Source organism: Hyphomicrobium sp., assembly GCF_036780825.1.
Lineage (GTDB): Bacteria > Pseudomonadota > Alphaproteobacteria > Rhizobiales > Hyphomicrobiaceae > Hyphomicrobium_C.
This window is the reverse complement of sequence record NZ_DAIQCD010000006.1, coordinates 19,767-38,877: the sequence shown is the minus strand read 5'-3', so window position 1 is coordinate 38,877 and position 19,111 is coordinate 19,767. Positions and strand designations below refer to the sequence as shown.

The window sequence follows — 19,111 nt, the reverse complement described above, 5'->3', positions numbered from 1 at the left end:
TCAAGCCCGCAATGTCGAGCGAGACCTTCTCCATGCTCTGGGACTACGGCCTGTGGCTCGCGATCACGGTCGGCCTGTCGCTGCTCGTGCTCGTCGGCCTGCTTATCAGCATCGCCTTCCTGCTGCTCATGGACCGCAAGGTGTGGGCAGCCGTGCAGATGCGGCGCGGCCCGAACGTCGTCGGTCCGTTCGGCTTGTTTCAGTCGTTTGCGGATCTTTTGAAGTTTGTCTTCAAGGAGCCTGTGATCCCGGCCGGCGCCGACAAGGGCGTGTTCCTGCTGGCGCCGCTTGCCACCGCCACATTCGCGCTGGCCGCCTGGGCGGTGATCCCGCTCAACCAGAACTCGTGGGGCATCTGGGTGATCGCCGACCTCAACGTCGGCATCCTCTTCCTCCTCGCCATCTCCTCGCTCGCCGTCTACGGCATCATCATGGGCGGCTGGGCGTCGAACTCGAAATATCCGTTCATGGGCAGCCTCCGCTCCGCGGCGCAGATGATCTCCTACGAGGTCTCGCTCGGCTTCGTCATCATCACGGTTCTGCTGCTGGTCGGCTCGCTCAACCTCGGCGATATCGTGATGGCGCAGACGTCGGGCCTCGGCTCCCGTGTCGGGCTGCCGGCGTCGGCACTCGACTGGCACTGGGTGCCGCTGTTTCCAATGTTCATCGTCTTCTTTGTCTCGGTGCTCGCCGAGACGAACCGTCCGCCGTTCGACCTCGTCGAGGCCGAGAGCGAGCTCGTCGCCGGGTTCATGGTCGAATACTCCTCGACGCCGTACCTCCTGTTCATGCTCGGAGAATATGTGTCGATCGTCGCCATGTGCGCGCTGACGACCATCCTGTTCCTCGGCGGCTGGCTGCCGCCCCTCGATATCTGGCCGTTGAATGCGGTGCCGGGAATCTTCTGGTTCGCAATCAAGACCGTCTTCATCTTCTTCCTGATCGCAATGGCCAAGGCGATCGTGCCGCGCTATCGCTACGACCAGCTGATGCGGCTGGGATGGAAGGTGTTTCTGCCGCTCTCGCTGGCCATGGTGGTCGTCGTCGCGGGCGTGTTGCAGATCCTGAGATCGGCATAGGAGAAGGCCATGCGGACGGCCCAAGGGCTGAAATCGCTGTTCCTCACGGAATTCGTCACGGCGTTCTTCCTGACGATGCGCTATTTCTTCGCGCCCAAGAAGACGCTCAACTATCCGTTCGAAAAGGGGCCGCTCTCTCCGCGCTTCCGCGGCGAGCATGCGCTCCGGCGCTATCCCAACGGCGAGGAGCGCTGCATCGCCTGTAAGCTATGCGAAGCGATCTGCCCGGCGCAGGCCATCACCATCGAGGCCGGGCCGCGCCGCAACGACGGGACGCGGCGCACGACGCGCTACGATATCGACATGGTGAAGTGCATCTACTGCGGCCTGTGCCAGGAGGCCTGCCCGGTGGATGCCATCGTGGAAGGACCGAACTTCGAGTTCGCGACCGAGACGCGGGAAGAACTCTACTACAACAAGGAGCGCCTGCTCGCCAACGGCGACCGCTGGGAGCGCGAGATCGCGAAGAACATCGCGCTCGACGCGCCCTATCGGTGACGGCTGCGCGCGGGGAGACGAAGCGTTCCTCTCTCGACGGGAGAGGAGAAGCGGGGACGGAATGGCACTGACGGCGTTCTTCTTCTATTTGTTTGCGATCCTGGCGCTCGTCGCCGGGACGCTGGTGATTGTCGCGAAGAACCCGGTTCACGCCGTGCTGTTCCTGATCCTCACCTTCTTCAACGCAGCCGGCCTCTTCATCCTGCTCGGCGCCGAGTTCCTGGCCATGCTGCTGGTGATCGTCTATGTCGGCGCGGTGGCGGTGCTGTTCCTGTTCGTCGTCATGATGCTCGACGTCGACTTCGCGGCGCTGCGCGCGGGCTTCATCAGAAATGCGCCGGTGGGTCTTCTGGTCGGCGGCGTGGTGCTTGCCGAGCTGGTGGCCCTCTTCGTCGCCCACGGCGTGGGGCCGGCGGCGCCGGAGACACTTGCGTCACCCATCCCACCCGGCATCACCAACACCGAAGCGCTCGGCCAAGTTCTCTATACGAAATACGTCTTCTTCTTCCAGGCGGCGGGGCTCGTGCTTCTGGTCGCGATGATCGGCGCCATCGTTCTGACGCTCCGGCACAAGACCGGCGTCAAGCGTCAGTCGGTTGCCGAGCAGGTGGCACGCGGACCGGAGACGGCCGTCGAGATGGTCAAGGTCGCGTCGGGCGAAAGCGTCATTCCTGACGCACCGGCCAGACACTAACGCGGCGCTTAGCAGGGGGATTCAAGAGGCAAGGTCATGGAGATCGGGCTCGGACACTACCTTACGGTCGCCGCGTGCCTCTTCACGCTCGGCATGTTCGGCATCTTCCTCAACCGGAAGAACGTGATCGTCATCCTGATGTCGATCGAGCTGATGCTGCTCGCCGTCAACATCAACTTCGTGGCTCTTTCGCATTTTCACGCCGACCTCGTGGGCCAAGTGTTCGCGCTGTTCGTGCTGACGGTCGCAGCGGCCGAGGCCGCCATCGGCCTCGCCATCATCGTCGTCTATTTCCGCAACCGCGGCTCCATCGCGGTTGAGGACATCAACATGATGAAGGGATGAGCGCGATGGGTCTTCGGCTTGACGGGGGATGGCCGCCGGCTGCGCCCTCGCCCCAGGGTGAGATGTCCTCATGATCTATACGCTCATTGTTTTGCTGCCGCTCGCCGGTGCGCTGATCGCGGGGCTGTTCGGCCGCGCCCTGGGCCCGCGCCCCTCCGAGATCATCACGACGTCGCTTTTGATGGTCTCCGCGCTCCTGTCGTGGATCGTGTTCGTTCAGGTGGGTTTCGGCGGAGAGACGGCGCGCGTGCCACTCCTGCGCTGGATCACATCGGGCGAGCTCGACACCGCGTGGTCGCTGCGCATCGACACGCTGACGAGCGTCATGCTGGTGGTGGTCACCACCGTCTCGGCGCTCGTGCACCTCTACTCCATCGGCTACATGCACGAGGACGACAGCCGCCCGCGGTTCTTCGCCTATCTGTCGCTCTTCACCTTCGCCATGCTGGCGCTCGTCACCAGCGATAATCTCGTGCAGATGTTCTTCGGCTGGGAGGGCGTCGGCCTCGCCTCGTATCTCCTGATCGGGTTCTGGTACAAGAAGCCCGAGGCCAATGCGGCAGCCATCAAGGCGTTCGTCGTCAACCGCGTCGGCGACTTCGGGTTCGCGCTCGGCATTTTCGCCCTGTTCGCGATGACGAACTCGATCAATCTCGACGCCGTGTTCGCGGCCGCGCCGGACCTCACCGGTAAAACCCTGAGCTTCCTCGGCTATGAGGTGGACGTGCTCACCCTCATCGCGCTCCTGCTCTTCATGGGCGCGATGGGCAAGTCCGCGCAATTCCTGCTGCACACCTGGCTGCCGGACGCCATGGAAGGCCCGACGCCGGTCTCGGCGCTGATCCATGCCGCGACCATGGTCACCGCCGGCGTGTTCATGGTGGCACGCCTCTCGCCCGTCTTCGAGCTGGCGCCAACGGCGCTCGAGGTCGTCGTCGTCATCGGCACCATCACGGCCTTCTTCGCCGCCACGATCGGCCTCGTGCAAAATGACATCAAGCGAGTCATCGCCTACTCAACGTGCTCGCAGCTCGGCTATATGTTCGTCGCCTGCGGCGTCGGCGCCTATTCGGCTGGCATCTTCCACCTCTTCACCCATGCCTTCTTCAAGGCGCTCCTGTTCCTCGGTGCGGGCTCCGTCATCCACGGCATGCACCACGAGCAGGACATGCGCCGCATGGGCGGCCTCCGGCAGAAGCTGCCGATCACGTGGGCCATGATGCTGATCGGCACGCTGGCGCTCACCGGCGTCGGCATTCCGCAGCTTGCGGGCTTTGCCGGCTTCCATTCGAAAGACGCCATCATCGAAGCCGCCTACGCCGCCCACACTCCGAGCAACTTCGCGTTCTGGGGGCTCGTCATCGCTGCTTTCATGACCTCGTTCTATTCCTGGCGCCTCATGTTCCTGACCTTCCATGGCGAGACGCGTGCCGACGCTCACACCTACGAGCACGCACACGAAAGCCCGTGGGTGATGCTCATCCCGCTCCTCGTTCTCGCAGCGGGCGCCGTGATCGCGGGCGTGGCCTTCACGCATGTGTTCATCGGCGACGGGTATGCGGACTTCTGGCGCACCGCGCTCTACGAGGCGCCGGGCAAGGACATCCGCCACCACATGCACGAAGTGCCGGCGTGGGTGATGTGGGCGCCGGCGATCGCAATGCTCGCAGGGCTCGGCCTGGCGGTGATCTATTACGTGCTCGTGCCAGGCCTGCCGGCGGCGACGGCCCGCGCGTTCCGGCCGATCTACCTGTTCCTGCTCAACAAGTGGTACTTCGACGAGCTCTATGACCGCATCTTCGTACGCCCGACGTTCGCCATCGGCCGCCTGCTCTGGAGGGGCGTCGACGGCGCCGTGATCGACGGCACCATCGACGGCACGGCAAAGAGCGTGCTGTGGGGAACCGGGCGCGTCGTGCGGCTGCAGACGGGCTACATGTACCACTACGCCTTCGCCATGCTGGTCGGCGTGGCGGTTCTTCTCACCTACTTCATTCTCGCTGGCGGCGGGGGAGCGCCATGAACATCCAGGACGCGCCGATCCTATCGCTGGTGACGTTCCTGCCGCTGGCAGGCGCACTCTTCATCGCTCTGCTCTCGCGCGAGGCGGTGCAGAACATCCGTTATACGGCGCTGTGGACGACGCTCATCACGTTCGTCATCTCGCTCGCCATCTGGATCAACTTCGATCCCTCGACGCCGGCGTTCCAGTTCGTCGAGGAACGCGAATGGCTCGGGCCCATCAAGTACAAGATGGGCGTCGACGGCATCTCCATGCTGTTCGTCATCCTGACCACGTTCCTGATGCCGCTCTGCATCCTGGCCTCGTGGGAGGCCATCGGGGACCGGGTCAAGGAATACATGATCGCATTCCTCGTGCTCGAGACGCTGATGATCGGCGTCTTCTGCGCGCTCGATCTCGTGCTCTTCTACCTGTTCTTCGAGGGCGGCCTGATCCCGATGTTCCTGATCATCGGCGTGTGGGGCGGACCGCGGCGCGTCTACGCGAGCTTCAAGTTCTTCCTCTATACGTTCCTCGGCTCGGTGCTAATGCTGCTCGCCATGATGGCCATGTACTGGCACACGGGCACCACCGATATCCCGACGCTGATGACGACGCAGTTCCCGTCCGATATGCAGTTCTGGCTGTGGCTGGCGTTCTTCGCGTCCTTCGCGGTCAAGATGCCGATGTGGCCGGTGCATACGTGGCTGCCGGACGCGCACGTCGAGGCGCCGACGGCGGGCTCGGTCATCCTGGCGGGCATCCTGCTCAAGATGGGCGGCTACGGGTTCCTGCGCTTCTCGCTGCCGATGTTCCCGGAGGCGAGCGCCCAGCTCGCGCCCTTCGTATTCGCGCTCTCGGTGGTCGCCATCGTGGCCACCTCGATGATCGCGCTCGTGCAGGATGACATGAAGAAGCTGATTGCCTATTCGTCCGTCGCCCACATGGGCTTCGTGACCATGGGCATCTTCACCTTCACGCAGCAGGGCCTCGACGGCGCCATCTTCCAGATGCTGTCGCACGGGCTCATCTCGTCCGCCCTGTTCCTCTGTGTCGGCGTCGTCTACGACCGGCTGCACACGCGCGAGATCAAGGCCTACGGCGGGCTCGCCGAGCGCATGCCGATCTATGCGGCGGTCTTCATGGTGTTCACCATGGGCAACGTCGGCCTTCCGGGAACGTCCGGCTTCGTCGGCGAGTTCCTGACGCTGCTCGCTTCGTTCAAGGTCAACACCTACGTCGCCTTCTTCGCGACGACGGGGATCATTCTCTCGGCCTCGTATGCGCTCTATCTCTATCGGCGCATGATCTTCGGGCAGCTCGAGAAGCCGTCTCTCAAGGGCATCAGCGACCTCAGCGCGCGTGAGATCGCAATACTGGCCCCGCTCGTGCTGCTCACGATCCTGTTCGGCTTCTACCCGGCCCCCATTCTCGACGTGACCGCCGTCTCCGTGAAAGCGCTCGTCGGCTCGCTCGAGGCAGCGAGCCAGGCCGCGGCGGTTGCGCAATAAAGGATCCGCTCAATGTCCGAGCTTAACGCCATCGCCGCCCTGCCCGAGATCTTCCTCGCACTCGGCTCCATGGGTCTCCTGATGATCGGTGCCTTCGGCGGTGACCAGGACGGGCGCCGGGATACGACCGGATGGCTCGCCATCGCGCTGCTCGCCATCACGGGCGTGCTCGTCGCCACGCAGACCGGCGACCAGAGCGCCTTCCAGGGCGCATTCGTTTCAGATATCTTCGCGCGCTTCATGAAGCTGCTCGTGCTCGCCGGCTCGGCGGTTGCGATCCTGCTCTCGTTCGACGACTTCCGCCGCGCGCGCGCGGCGCGCTTCGAGATCCCGGTCCTCATCGTGCTGGCAACCGTCGGCATGATGCTGATGGTCTCGGCCTCGGACCTGCTTTCGCTCTACATCAGCCTCGAGTTGCAGAGCCTCGCGCTCTATGTGCTGGCAGCCATTCGCCGCGACGAGGTGCGCTCGAGCGAAGCGGGCCTCAAGTACTTCGTACTCGGCGCGCTCTCGTCCGGCATGCTGCTCTACGGCGCCTCGCTGCTCTACGGGTTTGCCGGCACGACCTCCTTCGAGGGGCTTCAGGCCGCCGCTTCCGCGCCCGACGCTGCCACCAACATCGGCCTTATAGCAGGCCTCGTGTTCCTGCTCGTCGGCCTTGCGTTCAAGATCTCGGCCGTGCCCTTCCACATGTGGACGCCCGACGTCTATGAGGGCGCGCCAACGCCGATCACAGCCTTCTTTGCCGCGGCACCGAAACTTGCGGCGTTGGCGCTGCTCGCCCGCGTGCTCTTCGACGGCTTCGGCGGGCTCTTCGTGCAGTGGCAGAAGATCGTGATCTTCCTTTCCATTGCCTCCATGCTGCTCGGCGCGTTCGCCGCCATCGGGCAAACGAACTTCAAACGCCTCATGGCGTATTCGTCGATCGGCCACGTCGGCTATGCCCTCGTCGGGCTTTCGGCCGGCAGCGGGGCCGGCGTCGAATCGCTGCTCGTTTATCTCGCCATCTATCTCGTGATGACGCTCGGCACCTTCGCCTGCATCCTCGCCATGCGCCGCGAGGATGGGCCAGTCGAGGACATCTACGAGCTCGCGGGCCTTGCGCAGACGAACCTCCCGATGGCGTTCTTTCTCGCCATGCTGCTGTTCTCTCTGGCGGGCGTGCCGCCGCTCGCAGGCTTCTTCGCCAAGTTCTACGTCTTCGCCGCAGCGGTGAAGGCAGAGCTTTACGGGCTCGCGATTCTCGGCGTGCTGACCAGTGTCATCAGCGCGTTCTACTATCTGCGCATCATCAAGGTGATGTTCTTCGATGAGGCCAAGCCACGCTTCACGGGGACGGCGCCTTACGTGCGCGGCGTCATCATCGCGACAGGCCTGTTCGTGGTTCTCTATGCCGCCTACCCGGGGCCGCTCATCGATGCTGCCGCGGCGGCCGCCAAGTCGCTGCAGGCAACGATAGCTTTACCGTAACTCCGCATGGGATTGCGCATCTGACGAGATGAGCGGCTTGAAGTGTGTGTCACGCTGCATGAATGCGCGACAGACACGGCCGCGCTCTATCGAAAACACGGATCAATCCCGAGCGTGCACGCCCGCGTGAACATGCGATAGAGCGCGTTCATTCTTATAGGAATCGGATTGCGCGACGTGAACGCGCTCTAAGTTTTTATTTTGCGAGACCGATTCACGTTCTCGGTGAATGCGTGTCCGCATCCGCCTCAAACGATCAGGCTCTAGAAAGCCTCGCGCGCGGCCGCATCTCATAGCGCAACTCTCCGATTGACGCCGGCTCCAGCGCCAGCCGCACGCGGAACCAATTCCGGGCGACCGCGTTTTTTATGCGGTCACGGATGCAGGTTCTTTCATCAAAAGACTTTTTCTAGACCGTGACGTGTCTTTGGAACTCACCTTTTCGGCGGAGAGCCGCTGATATCGGAAACTCAGGAGTCGCGGATGGGGAACTTGTTACATTGGGCCATCGTCTTTCTCGTGGTCGCACTCATTGCTGGATTTCTGGGTTTCGGCGGAGTCGCCGGTACGGCGATGGAAGGCGCGAGACTGCTCTTCTGGGTGGCCATCGTGTTTCTCGTGATCTCGCTCGTTCTGAATTTTATCCGACGCGCATGACACGATTTGGCGCCGAACGAGCCTTCCATAGTTTCGAAATCGAAATGAGGAGATAGTCATGAATTGGGATCGTATCGAAGGCAACTGGAAGCAGTTTTCCGGCCAAGTGAAGGAACGGTGGGGAAAGCTGACGGACGACGATCTTGCCGTCATCAACGGCCAACGCGATCAGCTCGAGGGCCGCATCCAGGAGCGTTACGGATACGGCAAGGATCAGGTGAAGAAGGAGCTCGACGACTGGTCGAAGTCGCTCTGAGGCTTTCCACGAACAACAAGCCGGCGAAAAGCCGGTCTCTTGAAACTGCGCCGGCGCCCCTCTTCGCCGGCGCTTTTTTTTGCACTGACGCGCAATCTCCCCGTCACCTCGAAGGCGTAATTGCAAACGCTGGCATCGAACGTTAACCGAAAGTTGAGATAGGTTATTTCACAGACGATGGCGCAGGCCGCTGCGCTTTCATCAGCGGGTCTATTTCGAGGCATGGATTGCCGGTTCATTTTATCGGGCTTCGATGGGGAGGCGCTCTTGCAAGAGCTCAAGGGGCTGATACGTACCATTCCTGATTATCCCAAACCCGGGATCCTGTTCCGGGATGTGACGACCCTTTTCGGCGATGCGCAGGGTCTCAAGGCCGCCGTCACACAGATGGCCGAGCCGTTCCGCGGGCTTCCCATCGATGCGGTGGCCGGGATCGAAGCCCGCGGCTTCATTCTTGGCGGAGCGATTGCCGACCGCCTCGGCTGCGGCTTTATTCCGATCCGCAAGAAGGGCAAGCTGCCGTGGAAAACCATCGGGCAGGAATACTCGCTGGAATATGGCGTCGATGTCATCGAGATCCACGAGGACGCCCTCGCTCCGGGCCAGCGGATCCTAATCGTCGACGACCTGATCGCGACGGGCGGCACGGCTGAAGCAGCCGTCAAGCTCGTGCGGCGCAGCGGAGGCACGATCGTGGGCGCGACCTTCATCATCGACCTGTCCGATCTCGGGGGGCTCGCGCTTCTCAAAGGCCACGGCATCAACTGCCAGGCGCTCGTGGCCTTCGAGGGACACTGAGCGCCCGCCTCAAACGATCACGCTCAAGACACCCACGCTGGCTGGCGCAACGGCGCCGTTGCGCCGATCATTCGGCAGGGCACACGCAGGATGCTATCGTCTTGCCGGCCCGGTGGCGGCTTGAGGAGACGGCGCATGAAAATCGACGGCAAATCCTATCGGACGATCTGGCCGGGCGCAGACGGCGCATCCGCGGTCATCATCGACCAGACGCGGCTGCCGCATCGACTCGAGACGGTGACGCTCAGGACCGTCGAGGACGCCGCCCACGCCATTCTCAGCATGCAGGTGCGCGGGGCACCGCTCATTGGCGCGGCGGCTGCCTACGGCCTTGCGATCGCGATCCAGCGCGACGCTTCGGACCGCGGGATCGATGAGGCGACAGCTTTTCTTGCTAAGCAGCGGCCCACAGCCGTGAACCTCAGATGGGCGCTCGACGAAGTGCGCGGAGCAGTGATGCCTCTTCCTACCGAAGAGCGCGCCGGCGCCGCATTCGCAAAGGCACAGGCGATTGCGGAGGATGATGTCGAGACGTGCCGCTCGATCGGCGTGCATGGGCTCGGCCTGATCCGTTCCATCGCCGCGGCGAAGGCCGATGGCGCGCCGGTCAACATTCTCACGCACTGCAATGCCGGGTGGCTCGCATGCGTCGATTGGGGCACGGCCACCTCGCCGATCTATCACGCCCATGACGCCGGCATTCCCGTGCATGTGTGGGTGGGCGAGACGCGCCCGCGCAATCAGGGCGCTGCGCTGACGGCATTCGAGCTCAATGGGCACGGCGTGCCACACACGCTGATCGCCGATAACGCCGGTGGCCATCTGATGCAGCGCGGCCAAGTGGATCTCTGCATCGTGGGCGCCGACCGCGTAGCTGCGAACGGAGACGTGGCCAACAAGATCGGCACCTATCTCAAGGCGCTTGCCGCGCATGATACCGGCGTGCCGTTCTATGTTGCCCTGCCTTACTCGACGATCGACTGGCAGCTCGCCTCCGGCGGCGACATTCCGATCGAGGAACGCAACGCGGACGAGGTGCTGCTGATGCAGGGGCAGCTCGATGATGGGGCCATCGCGCGCGTTGCCCTCACGGCGCCAGGAACTCCGGCCGCGAACCCAGCCTTCGACGTGACGCCGGCACGCCTCGTCACCGGGCTCATAACCGAGAGGGGCATCGCGCCGGCAAATCGCAACGGTCTGCTCTCACTCTATCCGGAACGCTTGGAGGCGGCCTCGTGACCCGCAGCGGCCGAAGCGCAGCCGGCGACGCCCCAACACACGACGAAGCGCAGGTGCGCCGTCTCGTCCTGGCGACGGCGCTCACCATGAGCCGCAGCGGGCTTTCACCCGGCCGTTCCGGAAACGTCTCCGCCCGCTTTGGCGAGGGCATGCTGATCACGCCGACCGGGCTCGTCTACGAGGAGATCGGGCCCGAGGACATTGTTTTTGTCACGCTCGACGGAAATGTACCGCAAGCACGGCGCAAACCTTCCAGCGAATGGCCGCTCCATGTCGCTGCCTACCGAACACGCCCTGACATGGGCGCGGTGGTGCACACACATTCGACGCATGCCGTGGTGCTCGCCTGCGCCGGCCGCCCGATTCCGGCCTTCCACTACATGGTGGCGACGGCAGGGGGCAGCGACATTCCCATCGCCCCTTACGCGACCTTCGGCAGCGAGGCGCTGGCGCGCCACGTCGCCGCGTGCCTTGCGGACCGGCAGGCCTGCCTGATGGCCCATCACGGCGCGATTGCGCTTGGCAGGACGCTGCCCGAGGCGCTCGAGCTGGCGCAGGATGTGGAGATGCTGGCTGAACAGTACATCAAGGTGCTGGCGCTTGGCCCGCCGGTTCTGCTTCCAGAAGGCGAGATGAAAACCGTGCTCGAACTCTTCAAAAGCTACGGACGGAACGCTCCAGACGAATGAGCGGAGCGCCAGCCGAGAGGCAGGGGCCTTGCTATGGCCGCGGAAGCATGGTGGCCAGGATGTGGTGCATGCTCTCGCGTCCGACATGACCCGCAATGCGGCCGATCTCGACGCCATCTCGAACCAGAACCAAGGTCGGCACCACCGTGACGGGGCTCGCGAGCTTCAAGCTTTCCATAGTCCGGTCATTGATGTCGACGAAGCGCAGCGGTGCCGTCTTGCCCGCCAGGGAACCCGCATAGCTCGGGGCGACGTCCCGGCGGAACACCGGGCAATATCGGCAACCCGGCGCTTCGAAGGCGATCAGCTCGATGCCTGTGGGCAGGCTTTCTGCCGCACCAGCCGGCACGCCGGCACGATAAGCAGCCACGTGTCCGGATGGGACGCACAGGGCGATCCCTCCCATTCCGAGACAGCCGAGCAGGGCCAATGTGGACGATATCTTGCGCATAACGGCACAATTGCAGCTTCCGGACCAGCCATGGGCCGGCAGGCGCCATCATAAGCACGGGGCGAAGCTCGCGGTCTGCAATTCCCCCGTTCTCCCCAAATACGGGCAGGCGCGGAATCGCTTCGGTGGCATTTCCACAGTCACTGTTGTTAGTGTTGGAGCCGGCGCGAGGGAAACTATGAACCCCGGCTGCAGATTTCGATGCTAGCTTTATGAGCGGAGACTGTGAGGATTGGCGGTATCAACGGTGACGGACGAAGCAACCGGATTCTCGTTCCTTGTATCGAGCTCGATAATCTTGCTCGGGCTCGTTGCATTCTACGTGGGGCGCGCGCTCTGGATCGTTCGCCATGAGTGGCGGCACTGCCGCGCCGATACGAAGATCCTCTATCTTCTCGTCGCGCCGCCGCTGACGCTGGCCGTGGACATCCTAACATTCACCGATCGCTTGCTGTGGCGGACGAGCGAGGACGCTTCGGGAAAGCCTGACGCCGTGGAGACCACGCGCACGCACCACGAGAAAGTATCCGTGCGGTCGGACCAATGACAAGCGTTCATTTGCTCCGCTCCCAAAGGCGAGCCGGGTCGCGCACTTTCAAGCCGCGCTGAACGAGCCGTAATTTCAAGTGGGAGCGGGCTCACCTCGGCAGTCTGCCACGGGCCCGGGTTCGCGCGCGGCCGATATCAAGACCTGCAGCGCCGCCTGGATACATCAGAGTTGGACTATCAGGAAAATGGTGGAGCCAAGCGGGATCGAACCGCTGACCTCTTGCATGCCATGCAAGCGCTCTCCCAGCTGAGCTATGGCCCCTTACCTTTGGGATCGTTCGCGGAGGACGAAGCCTCCGGAGACCGGCTCATTAGGCCGTTCATCAAAAAACTTCAAGCCCGAAGTTGTGCGCCAGAAGGTGGCGCCCGCCGGCCGAAGAATTCGGCTGGCGGGACTCCCACCGTTTAGCGCTCTTCGTCGTTCTCCGAAACCGGGCCGCCGATGATGTTCGAAACATCGCCGCCCTCTTCTTCCTCTTCCTCGAGGAAGGTTTCGTCGTCGTCCGCACCAATCGCCTCGCCATCCTCTTCGATGTCGGGCAGTGCCTCGTCGTCGGCCTCGTCAGCGTTTCCGTCAACGGGCTTCTCGTCATAGTCGCCCTTGCTGCGGCTACGGCGAGGCTTCTCCTCGCTCACCGCGGCTGCGGCAAGCGGAGAGGACGCGAGCTCGTAAATCGAGCCGCAAATGGGGCATATTATCGGGTCGCGGTTGAGGTCGTAAAACCGAGCACCGCATTCGCTGCTCTGGCAGGTGCGCTTGGTGCCGCGCGCTTGCTTCGTCGCCATGGCCGTTGCTCACAGTTTGATCGGGATAGCGGGGTCTGCCACAGCACATCTCGGCTGTCAAAACGTATTCCGCAAGTGGGGCCGGAAACCACGGGCGGGCGCCGTTGACAGCTTGCCGATAGGGCGGCTCTATGCCCTGGCTTTTCCTCCAATTCGCGAGGCCCGGCCCCCGCCGGTTGCCCGCCCTTACCGTCAGGCGCCCAAATTCCGTGACCCACGCCGATCCTGCTCCCCTATCCGCAGTCGCCTCTGGCCCGCTCCAGGGCCGTTTGCGCGTGCCCGGGGACAAATCCATTTCGCATCGCGCCCTCATGCTCGGCGCGCTCGCCACGGGCCGCACCCGCATCCGGGGGCTCCTCGAGGCCGCGGACGTGATCGACACGGCCCGCGCCGTCACGGCGCTCGGGGCGCCAGCCAGCAAATCCGGCGATACTTGGGAGGTGCTGGGACGCGGCACGGGCGGCCTCGCACAGCCGGACGGCCCGATCGACTTCGGAAATTCAGGCACCGGCGCCCGGCTCATGATGGGCATCGTGGCGCCGCATGACATCTCCGTCAGCATGATCGGCGACGCCTCGCTCTCGAAGCGGCCGATGGGGCGCATTCTCGGGCCGCTCAAGGCCATGGGCCTCGAGGTCGAGGGCGACCGCGAGCAGCTCCCGCTCACCATCCGCGGCTCTTCGCGGCTGGCGCCAATCGCCTACACGCTGCCGGTGCCCTCGGCGCAGCTCAAGAGTGCAATCCTGTTCGCGGGGCTGGGCACGGCCGGCGAGACGACGGTGATCGAGCGTGAGGCGACGCGCGACCATACGGAACGCATGCTGCGCCACTTCGGCGCGGAGGTGACGAGCGCCACGGAGGACGGCGCTACGCGGATCACGATCAAGGGCGAAGCGGAGCTCGAAGGGCGCGAGGTGACGGTGCCGGGCGACCCGTCATCGGCGGCATTTCTCGTGGCGGCGGCGCTGCTGGTGCCGGGCTCCGACATCACGATCGAGGGCGTGCTCGTCAATCCTACGCGCACCGGCCTCTATACGACGCTGCAGGAGATGGGAGCGGACGTGACCCTCATCAACCAGCGCGAGGAAGGCGGCGAGCCGGTGGCGGACATCCGTGCCCGCTATTCGGAGCTCAAGGGCGTCCGGGTCCCGGCCGAACGGGCGCCTTCGATGATCGATGAATATCCGGCGCTGGCCGTTATTGCCGCGTTCGCACACGGGCCGACGCGCATGGATGGGCTCGCCGAACTCAAGGTCAAGGAAAGCGACCGGCTGGCGGCAACGGCGGCCGGACTTACCGCCAACGGCGTCAAGGCGGAAGTCGATGGGGATACGCTCATCGTGCACGGTACAGGGCGCGTGCCGGGCGGCGGACGGGTTGCGACGCATCTCGACCACCGCATCGCGATGTCGTTCCTCGTCATGGGGCTGGCCAGCGCAGCGCCGGTGACGGTGGACGATACGGCCATGATCGCCACCAGCTTTCCGGAGTTCAGGCCCCTCATGGAAGGGATCGGCGCGCGCTTCGGCGAGAGCGCGGCATGATCGTCGCCATCGATGGACCGGCGGCGTCTGGCAAGGGAACGCTCGCCAAGCAACTCGCCGAGCACCTGGGCTTCGGCTGTCTCGACACCGGCCTCCTCTACCGCGCCGTCGGGCGTGACGTCGCCCGGGCCGGCTTCCAGCTTAACGACACCTGGGCCGCGGTTGCGGCGGCCCGCGGCCTCGACCCCGCCACCCTCGACGACCCGGCTCTCCGGGGCACGGAAGCGGGGGATGCCGCCTCATTCGTCGCGCGGATCCCGGAGGTGCGGGCGGCGCTCCTCGCCTATCAGCGTGATTTTTCCCGCCGGCCGCCTGGCGCGGTTCTCGACGGACGGGATATCGGCACCGTGGTGTGCCCTACGGCGGATGTTAAGATTTTCGTGACCGCCTCTCCCGACGTGCGGGCCAGGAGGCGGCATGCCGAGTTCATCGCCCGCGGCGTGGATGTTGCCTATGAAACGGTGCTGGCGGATATCCGGGTACGTGATGCGCGCGACGCGGGGCGTGCCAACGCCCCGATGATCGCTGCCCCCGATGCGATGTTGCTTGACACCACCGATTTGAGTATAGAAGCCGCATTCGACGCCGCCGTCGGATTGATCAAGAGGAAGATCAGCCACGCGGGATGCTGACACAGCGTCTCAAATTTTTGCTGGCGGGCTAGAGGCCCATCACGGCGGCGCCGACAATATTCACGAGATCCAGGCCGATTGAGGACCGCCCGGGCGTGCGCGCATGCACAGCCGGGAGGACCTTGTGGGCCAGATGCCATTCGCGCCGGCCGAAACACGCTTCGAGCGGGTTCGCCGGTACGTTCCCCATTCCAACACCGTTCAGGAGCCTGAATGCCTACTACCGAGATCAGCAAAGAGTATACCCCCTCGCGCGACGAATTCGTCGCGATGCTCACCGAGAGCCTGGCCAAGGACGACGTCTTCGAGGGCAGCGTCGTCAAGGGCAAGGTCGTCGGCATCGAGAAAGATCTCGCGGTTATCGACGTCGGCCTCAAGATGGAAGGCCGCGTACCGCTCAAGGAATTCGGCGTCGGCGGCAAGCCGGGCGACCTCAAGGTCGGCGACACGGTGGAAGTCTATCTCGAGCGCATCGAGAACGCGCTCGGCGAGGCCGTGCTTTCGCGTGACAAGGCGCGCCGCGAGGAGAGCTGGACCCGCCTCGAGAAGCTCGCCGAGAAGGGCGAGAAGGTGACCGGCGTCATCTTCAACAAGGTGAAGGGCGGCTTCACCGTCGACCTCGACGGCGCCGTGGCGTTCCTTCCCGGCTCGCAGGTGGACATCCGTCCCGTGCGCGACATCGGCCCGCTCATGCATCAGCCGATGCAGTTCCAGATCCTCAAGATGGACCGCCGCCGCGGCAACATCGTCGTCTCGCGCCGCTCGGTGCTCGAGGAGACGCGTGCCGAGCAGCGCGCCGACATCGTGGCTCGCCTCGCCGAAGGCCAGATCATCGACGGCCTGGTCAAGAACATCACCGACTACGGTGCGTTCATCGATCTCGGCGGTATCGACGGCCTCCTCCACGTCACCGACATGGCATGGCGGCGCGTCAACCATCCGTCCGAGATCCTCAACGTCGGCGATACGGTGAAGGTGCAGATCATCCGCATCAACCCCGAGACGCAGCGCATCAGCCTCGGCATGAAGCAGCTCCAGTCCGATCCGTGGTCGGCCATCGAGGCCAAGTACCCGATCGGCGCACGCTTCACCGGCACGGTCACGAACATCGCCGACTACGGCGCGTTCGTGGAGCTCGAGCCCGGCGTCGAGGGCCTGATCCACGTCTCGGAGATGAGCTGGACCAAGAAGAACGTGCATCCGGGCAAGATCGTCTCCACGAGCCAGCAGGTCGAGGTGCAGATCCTCGAGGTGGATCCCACCAAGCGGCGCATCTCGCTCGGCCTCAAGCAGACCCAGGACAACCCGTGGGATGCCTTCCTCGCCCTGCATCCGAAGGGCTCGGAGGTCGAAGGCCCGATCCGCAACATCACCGAGTTCGGCCTGTTCATCGGCCTCGACGGTGGCGTGGACGGCATGGTCCACCTCTCCGATCTCGACTGGCAGAAGCCGGGCGACGAGGTGATCAAGGACTACAAGAAGGGCGATACGGTCAAAGCCGTGGTGCTCGACGTGGATAGCTCGAAGGAGCGCATTTCGCTCGGCATCAAGCAGCTCGGCGGCGATCCGGCCGACGCGCTCGGCAAGTACAAGAAGGGCGACCAGGTGACGTGCGAAGTCGTCCAGGTGCAGGAGAACGGCATCGAGGTGCGCATCGCCGACAGCGACATCACGACGTTCATCAAGCGCTCGGACCTCTCGCGCGACCGCTCGGAGCAGCGCGCCGAGCGCTTCACGGTGGGCCAGAAGGTGGACGCAGCCGTAGTCTCGGTCGACAAGGCGGCGCGCCGCATCGGCGTCTCCATCAAGGCGCTCGAGATCGCCGAGGAGAAGCAGGCCGTTGCCCAGTATGGCTCGTCGGATTCCGGCGCCTCGCTCGGTGACATCTTCAAGGCCGCGATCAAGAAGCGTGAAGCCGAGGCGGGTGAGAACGACGAAGAGTGATCTTCGTCACATCCGGCTGACGGAAGCCAAATCAGGTGCGCGGGATGAGAATCCCGCGCATTTTTTTGCCCTTTCGCTGGATAGGGCAGCCGGACGGCGGGATTTCGTTGCGCTAGGCGCAGCAGTTTTATAATTTGCCCGCAATGGCTTAACCCCAGGAGCCGCGATATGTCGCTCGAAACCGAAGCCGTGCTCGACAGGCGCCGAATGCGCCGGCGCCTTACCTTCTGGCGAAGCGCCGCCGTGCTTTTCGTCGGATTGCTCATCGGCGCAGTGATGTTTGGCAGCGGCGACCTCACCAGCCTGCCCGGCACGAAGCAGATCGCGCGCGTCGCCATCGAAGGTACGATTACCGACGATCGCGACCAGATCGCTATGCTGAAGAAGATCCGCGACGCGAGCCATGTCGAGGCGCTCGTCGTGTTCGTGAATAGCCCCGGCGGCACGACGACCGGCGGAGAAAGCCTTTATCTCGCGCTGCGCGACGTAGCGGAGAAGAAGCCCGTGGTGGCTCAGTTCGGCACCATCGCGACATCCGCCGGATACATCGTCGGGCTCGGCACCGACCACATCGTGGCGCGCGGCAACTCCATCACCGGCTCGGTCGGCGTGCTCGCCCAGTGGCCCGAGGTGAGCGAGATGCTGGGCAAGCTCGGCGTCAAATTCAACGAGGTCAAGAGCGGAAACCTCAAGGCCGCGCCCAACCCGTTCGAGCCGGCGAGCGAGGACGCCCGCAAGGTCATGCAGGAGACCATCGACGACGGCTTCCGCTGGTTCCTGTCGCTCGTCGAGGCGCGCCGGGGCATCTCGGCGCGGAATGTGGACGGCCTCACGGACGGGCGCATCTACTCTGGCCGCCAGGCGCTCGCGCTCCGCCTCGTCGACGAAATCGGGGGCGAGGCGGAAGCCGTTCGCTGGCTTGAGGCCAACCGCAACGTCACCAAGGACCTCAAGGTGGTTGACTGGAAGCCCACCGCGCAAGGGCCTTGGGGCGCCGTCACGGGAGGCGCGTCGGAGGCGGCAGGCCGCGTTCTCGCAGCCGCCCTCGGCAGCCTCATCGGCGGGATCACGCTACCTCGGGAGCTTGGAGGCGTTGGCCTTGACGGCCTCGTCTCCGTTTGGCAACCTTCGGAAAATTAAGGAAATAATCACGTTCGGGAGGCCAGTGTCTTGATTAAATCGGAACTCATTCAAAAAATTGCAGCGTCAAACCCACACCTTTATCATCGGGACGTCGAGCGCATCGTCAATGTCGTGTTCGATGAGATCGTGGATGCGCTGGCACAAGGCGATCGCGTGGAGCTGCGCGGCTTTGGCGCTTTCACCGTGAAGCATCGCGCCGCGCGCCAGGGCCGCAATCCGCGGACCGGAACGCCGGTTCCCGTCGCCGAGAAGTACGTCCCGTTCTTCAAGACGGGCAAAGAGCTTCGAGACCGCCTGAACGCAGATTCATAGGTTCTCGCGGTCAGAGCCGTTCCAGGTTGCACGGACCGACGGAACGGCTTTAGATCTTTTATCCGGCCGTGCTTCCTTCCGGAAACACCGGAGCCGGGTCGAGCGCCGCAGTCGAGAGGAGCAACAGTGCTGAAGCGTATTCTCTGGCTATTGACGGCGTTTCCCGCGGCCGCGCTGCTCATCACGCTGGCGGTTGCGAACCGCCATTCCGTGCGTCTCGCGCTGGATCCGTTTCGTCCGGAAACGCCGGTGCTCTCCATCGAGCTCCCGTTCTACGGCTTCCTGTTCGGCACCCTGATCATCGGCGTCCTGCTCGGCGGGACGGCGACATGGCTGTCGCAGGCGCGATGGCGACGCTTGGCGCGCACGCAGGGAAGCGACGCTAGGCGATGGCAGGCGGAAGCCGATCGTCTCATGCGCGAGCGGGATGCGGAGGTTAGCGCGCGCGCCAAGGCGCTCTCGGCGCCCGAGACACGCAGCGCAGCGTAGCTCACCGCAAATGCTCTCCGGGC

The 19,111-nt window shown here is 64.1% G+C and carries 22 protein-coding genes and 1 tRNA gene; 19 read left to right on the top strand and 4 right to left on the bottom strand.

Going from position 1 to position 19,111, the window contains the following annotated elements; all coding sequences use genetic code 11:
- Nucleotides 1–11 precede the first annotated feature (11 nt).
- The 12 genes from nuoH (at nucleotide 12) to V7P99_RS04490 (ending at nucleotide 11,238) form a co-directional block, all read left to right on the top strand.
- Entirely contained in the window at nucleotides 12–1,079 is a 1,068-nt protein-coding gene (gene nuoH / locus V7P99_RS04545) for an NADH-quinone oxidoreductase subunit NuoH (protein WP_442909867.1), read from the top strand.
- Nucleotides 1,080–1,088: 9 nt separating this feature from the next.
- Nucleotides 1,089–1,577, top strand: a complete 489-nt coding sequence (gene nuoI, locus V7P99_RS04540; protein ID WP_333793597.1) for an NADH-quinone oxidoreductase subunit NuoI — start codon at nucleotides 1,089–1,091, stop codon at nucleotides 1,575–1,577.
- 61 nt (nucleotides 1,578–1,638) lie between these two features.
- On the top strand, nucleotides 1,639–2,271 hold the full coding sequence (locus V7P99_RS04535) for an NADH-quinone oxidoreductase subunit J (RefSeq protein WP_333793596.1): 633 nt from the start codon (nucleotides 1,639–1,641) through the stop codon (nucleotides 2,269–2,271).
- 36 nt (nucleotides 2,272–2,307) lie between these two features.
- Nucleotides 2,308–2,616 (top strand): NADH-quinone oxidoreductase subunit NuoK, encoded by a 309-nt coding sequence (gene nuoK, locus V7P99_RS04530; protein WP_333793595.1) that lies wholly within the window; start codon nucleotides 2,308–2,310, stop codon nucleotides 2,614–2,616.
- A gap of 73 nt (nucleotides 2,617–2,689) precedes the next feature.
- Complete coding sequence (gene nuoL / locus V7P99_RS04525) at nucleotides 2,690–4,639, top strand: NADH-quinone oxidoreductase subunit L (protein ID WP_333793658.1); 1,950 nt, start codon at nucleotides 2,690–2,692, stop codon at nucleotides 4,637–4,639.
- Nucleotides 4,640–4,641: 2 nt separating this feature from the next.
- Nucleotides 4,642–6,129, top strand: a complete 1,488-nt coding sequence (locus V7P99_RS04520) for an NADH-quinone oxidoreductase subunit M (protein ID WP_333793657.1) — start codon at nucleotides 4,642–4,644, stop codon at nucleotides 6,127–6,129.
- 12 nt (nucleotides 6,130–6,141) lie between these two features.
- On the top strand, nucleotides 6,142–7,599 hold the full coding sequence (gene nuoN, locus V7P99_RS04515) for an NADH-quinone oxidoreductase subunit NuoN (protein WP_333793594.1): 1,458 nt from the start codon (nucleotides 6,142–6,144) through the stop codon (nucleotides 7,597–7,599).
- A 483-nt stretch (nucleotides 7,600–8,082) separates the two neighbouring features.
- The gene (locus tag V7P99_RS04510; protein WP_333793593.1) at nucleotides 8,083–8,256 is read left to right on the top strand and encodes a DUF1328 domain-containing protein; all 174 of its coding nucleotides are present in this window, start codon (nucleotides 8,083–8,085) and stop codon (nucleotides 8,254–8,256) included.
- A gap of 58 nt (nucleotides 8,257–8,314) precedes the next feature.
- Nucleotides 8,315–8,512, top strand: a complete 198-nt coding sequence (locus tag V7P99_RS04505) for a CsbD family protein (protein WP_333793592.1) — start codon at nucleotides 8,315–8,317, stop codon at nucleotides 8,510–8,512.
- Nucleotides 8,513–8,734: 222 nt separating this feature from the next.
- Nucleotides 8,735–9,310 (top strand): adenine phosphoribosyltransferase, encoded by a 576-nt coding sequence (locus tag V7P99_RS04500; protein ID WP_442909866.1) that lies wholly within the window; start codon nucleotides 8,735–8,737, stop codon nucleotides 9,308–9,310.
- Between the two features lie 135 nt (nucleotides 9,311–9,445).
- Entirely contained in the window at nucleotides 9,446–10,549 is a 1,104-nt protein-coding gene (gene mtnA, locus V7P99_RS04495) for an S-methyl-5-thioribose-1-phosphate isomerase (RefSeq protein ID WP_333793590.1), read from the top strand.
- Nucleotides 10,546–11,238, top strand: coding sequence for a class II aldolase/adducin family protein (locus V7P99_RS04490; protein ID WP_333793589.1), 693 nt, complete (start codon nucleotides 10,546–10,548; stop codon nucleotides 11,236–11,238). The genes mtnA and V7P99_RS04490 overlap by 4 nt, the downstream gene beginning before the upstream one ends.
- A gap of 31 nt (nucleotides 11,239–11,269) precedes the next feature.
- Here the strand turns inward: V7P99_RS04490 and V7P99_RS04485 are convergent, their stop codons facing one another.
- A complete protein-coding gene (locus tag V7P99_RS04485) occupies nucleotides 11,270–11,608 on the bottom strand; it encodes a thioredoxin domain-containing protein (RefSeq protein WP_333793588.1) in 339 nt (112 codons plus the stop codon).
- 328 nt (nucleotides 11,609–11,936) lie between these two features.
- Here V7P99_RS04485 and V7P99_RS04480 point away from each other — a divergent pair, with 328 nt between their 5' ends.
- Nucleotides 11,937–12,236, top strand: coding sequence for a hypothetical protein (locus V7P99_RS04480; RefSeq protein WP_333793587.1), 300 nt, complete (start codon nucleotides 11,937–11,939; stop codon nucleotides 12,234–12,236).
- Nucleotides 12,237–12,424: 188 nt separating this feature from the next.
- Here the strand turns inward: V7P99_RS04480 and V7P99_RS04475 are convergent.
- Together V7P99_RS04475 and V7P99_RS04470 are read right to left on the bottom strand one after the other, a co-directional pair.
- Nucleotides 12,425–12,500, bottom strand: a tRNA-Ala gene (locus tag V7P99_RS04475).
- A gap of 143 nt (nucleotides 12,501–12,643) precedes the next feature.
- Entirely contained in the window at nucleotides 12,644–13,024 is a 381-nt protein-coding gene (locus V7P99_RS04470) for a TIGR02300 family protein (protein ID WP_333793586.1), read from the bottom strand.
- Nucleotides 13,025–13,233: 209 nt separating this feature from the next.
- On the opposite strand from V7P99_RS04470, the gene aroA reads away from it, so the two are divergent.
- Together aroA and cmk are read left to right on the top strand one after the other, a co-directional pair.
- Nucleotides 13,234–14,568, top strand: a complete 1,335-nt coding sequence (aroA, locus tag V7P99_RS04465) for a 3-phosphoshikimate 1-carboxyvinyltransferase (RefSeq protein ID WP_333793585.1) — start codon at nucleotides 13,234–13,236, stop codon at nucleotides 14,566–14,568.
- Entirely contained in the window at nucleotides 14,565–15,200 is a 636-nt protein-coding gene (gene cmk / locus V7P99_RS04460; protein ID WP_333793584.1) for a (d)CMP kinase, read from the top strand. Before aroA ends, cmk begins: the two co-directional genes overlap by 4 nt.
- Nucleotides 15,201–15,228: 28 nt before the next feature.
- On the opposite strand, the gene V7P99_RS04455 is transcribed toward cmk, so the two are convergent.
- Nucleotides 15,229–15,390 carry a hypothetical protein gene (locus tag V7P99_RS04455; RefSeq protein WP_333793583.1) on the bottom strand — a complete coding sequence of 54 codons (162 nt, stop codon included), beginning with the start codon at nucleotides 15,388–15,390 and terminating at the stop codon, nucleotides 15,229–15,231.
- A 23-nt stretch (nucleotides 15,391–15,413) separates the two neighbouring features.
- Between V7P99_RS04455 and rpsA the strand changes: the two genes are divergently transcribed.
- The 4 genes from rpsA to V7P99_RS04435 all read left to right on the top strand — a co-directional run bounded on the left by rpsA (nucleotide 15,414) and on the right by V7P99_RS04435 (nucleotide 19,088).
- Entirely contained in the window at nucleotides 15,414–17,144 is a 1,731-nt protein-coding gene (rpsA, locus tag V7P99_RS04450) for a 30S ribosomal protein S1 (RefSeq protein ID WP_333793582.1), read from the top strand.
- A gap of 168 nt (nucleotides 17,145–17,312) precedes the next feature.
- Nucleotides 17,313–18,284, top strand: coding sequence for a signal peptide peptidase SppA (sppA, locus tag V7P99_RS04445; protein WP_333793581.1), 972 nt, complete (start codon nucleotides 17,313–17,315; stop codon nucleotides 18,282–18,284).
- Between the two features lie 30 nt (nucleotides 18,285–18,314).
- Nucleotides 18,315–18,599, top strand: a complete 285-nt coding sequence (gene ihfB / locus V7P99_RS04440; protein ID WP_333793580.1) for an integration host factor subunit beta — start codon at nucleotides 18,315–18,317, stop codon at nucleotides 18,597–18,599.
- Nucleotides 18,600–18,725: 126 nt separating this feature from the next.
- On the top strand, nucleotides 18,726–19,088 hold the full coding sequence (locus V7P99_RS04435; RefSeq protein ID WP_333793579.1) for a hypothetical protein: 363 nt from the start codon (nucleotides 18,726–18,728) through the stop codon (nucleotides 19,086–19,088).
- Nucleotides 19,089–19,111 lie beyond the last annotated feature (23 nt).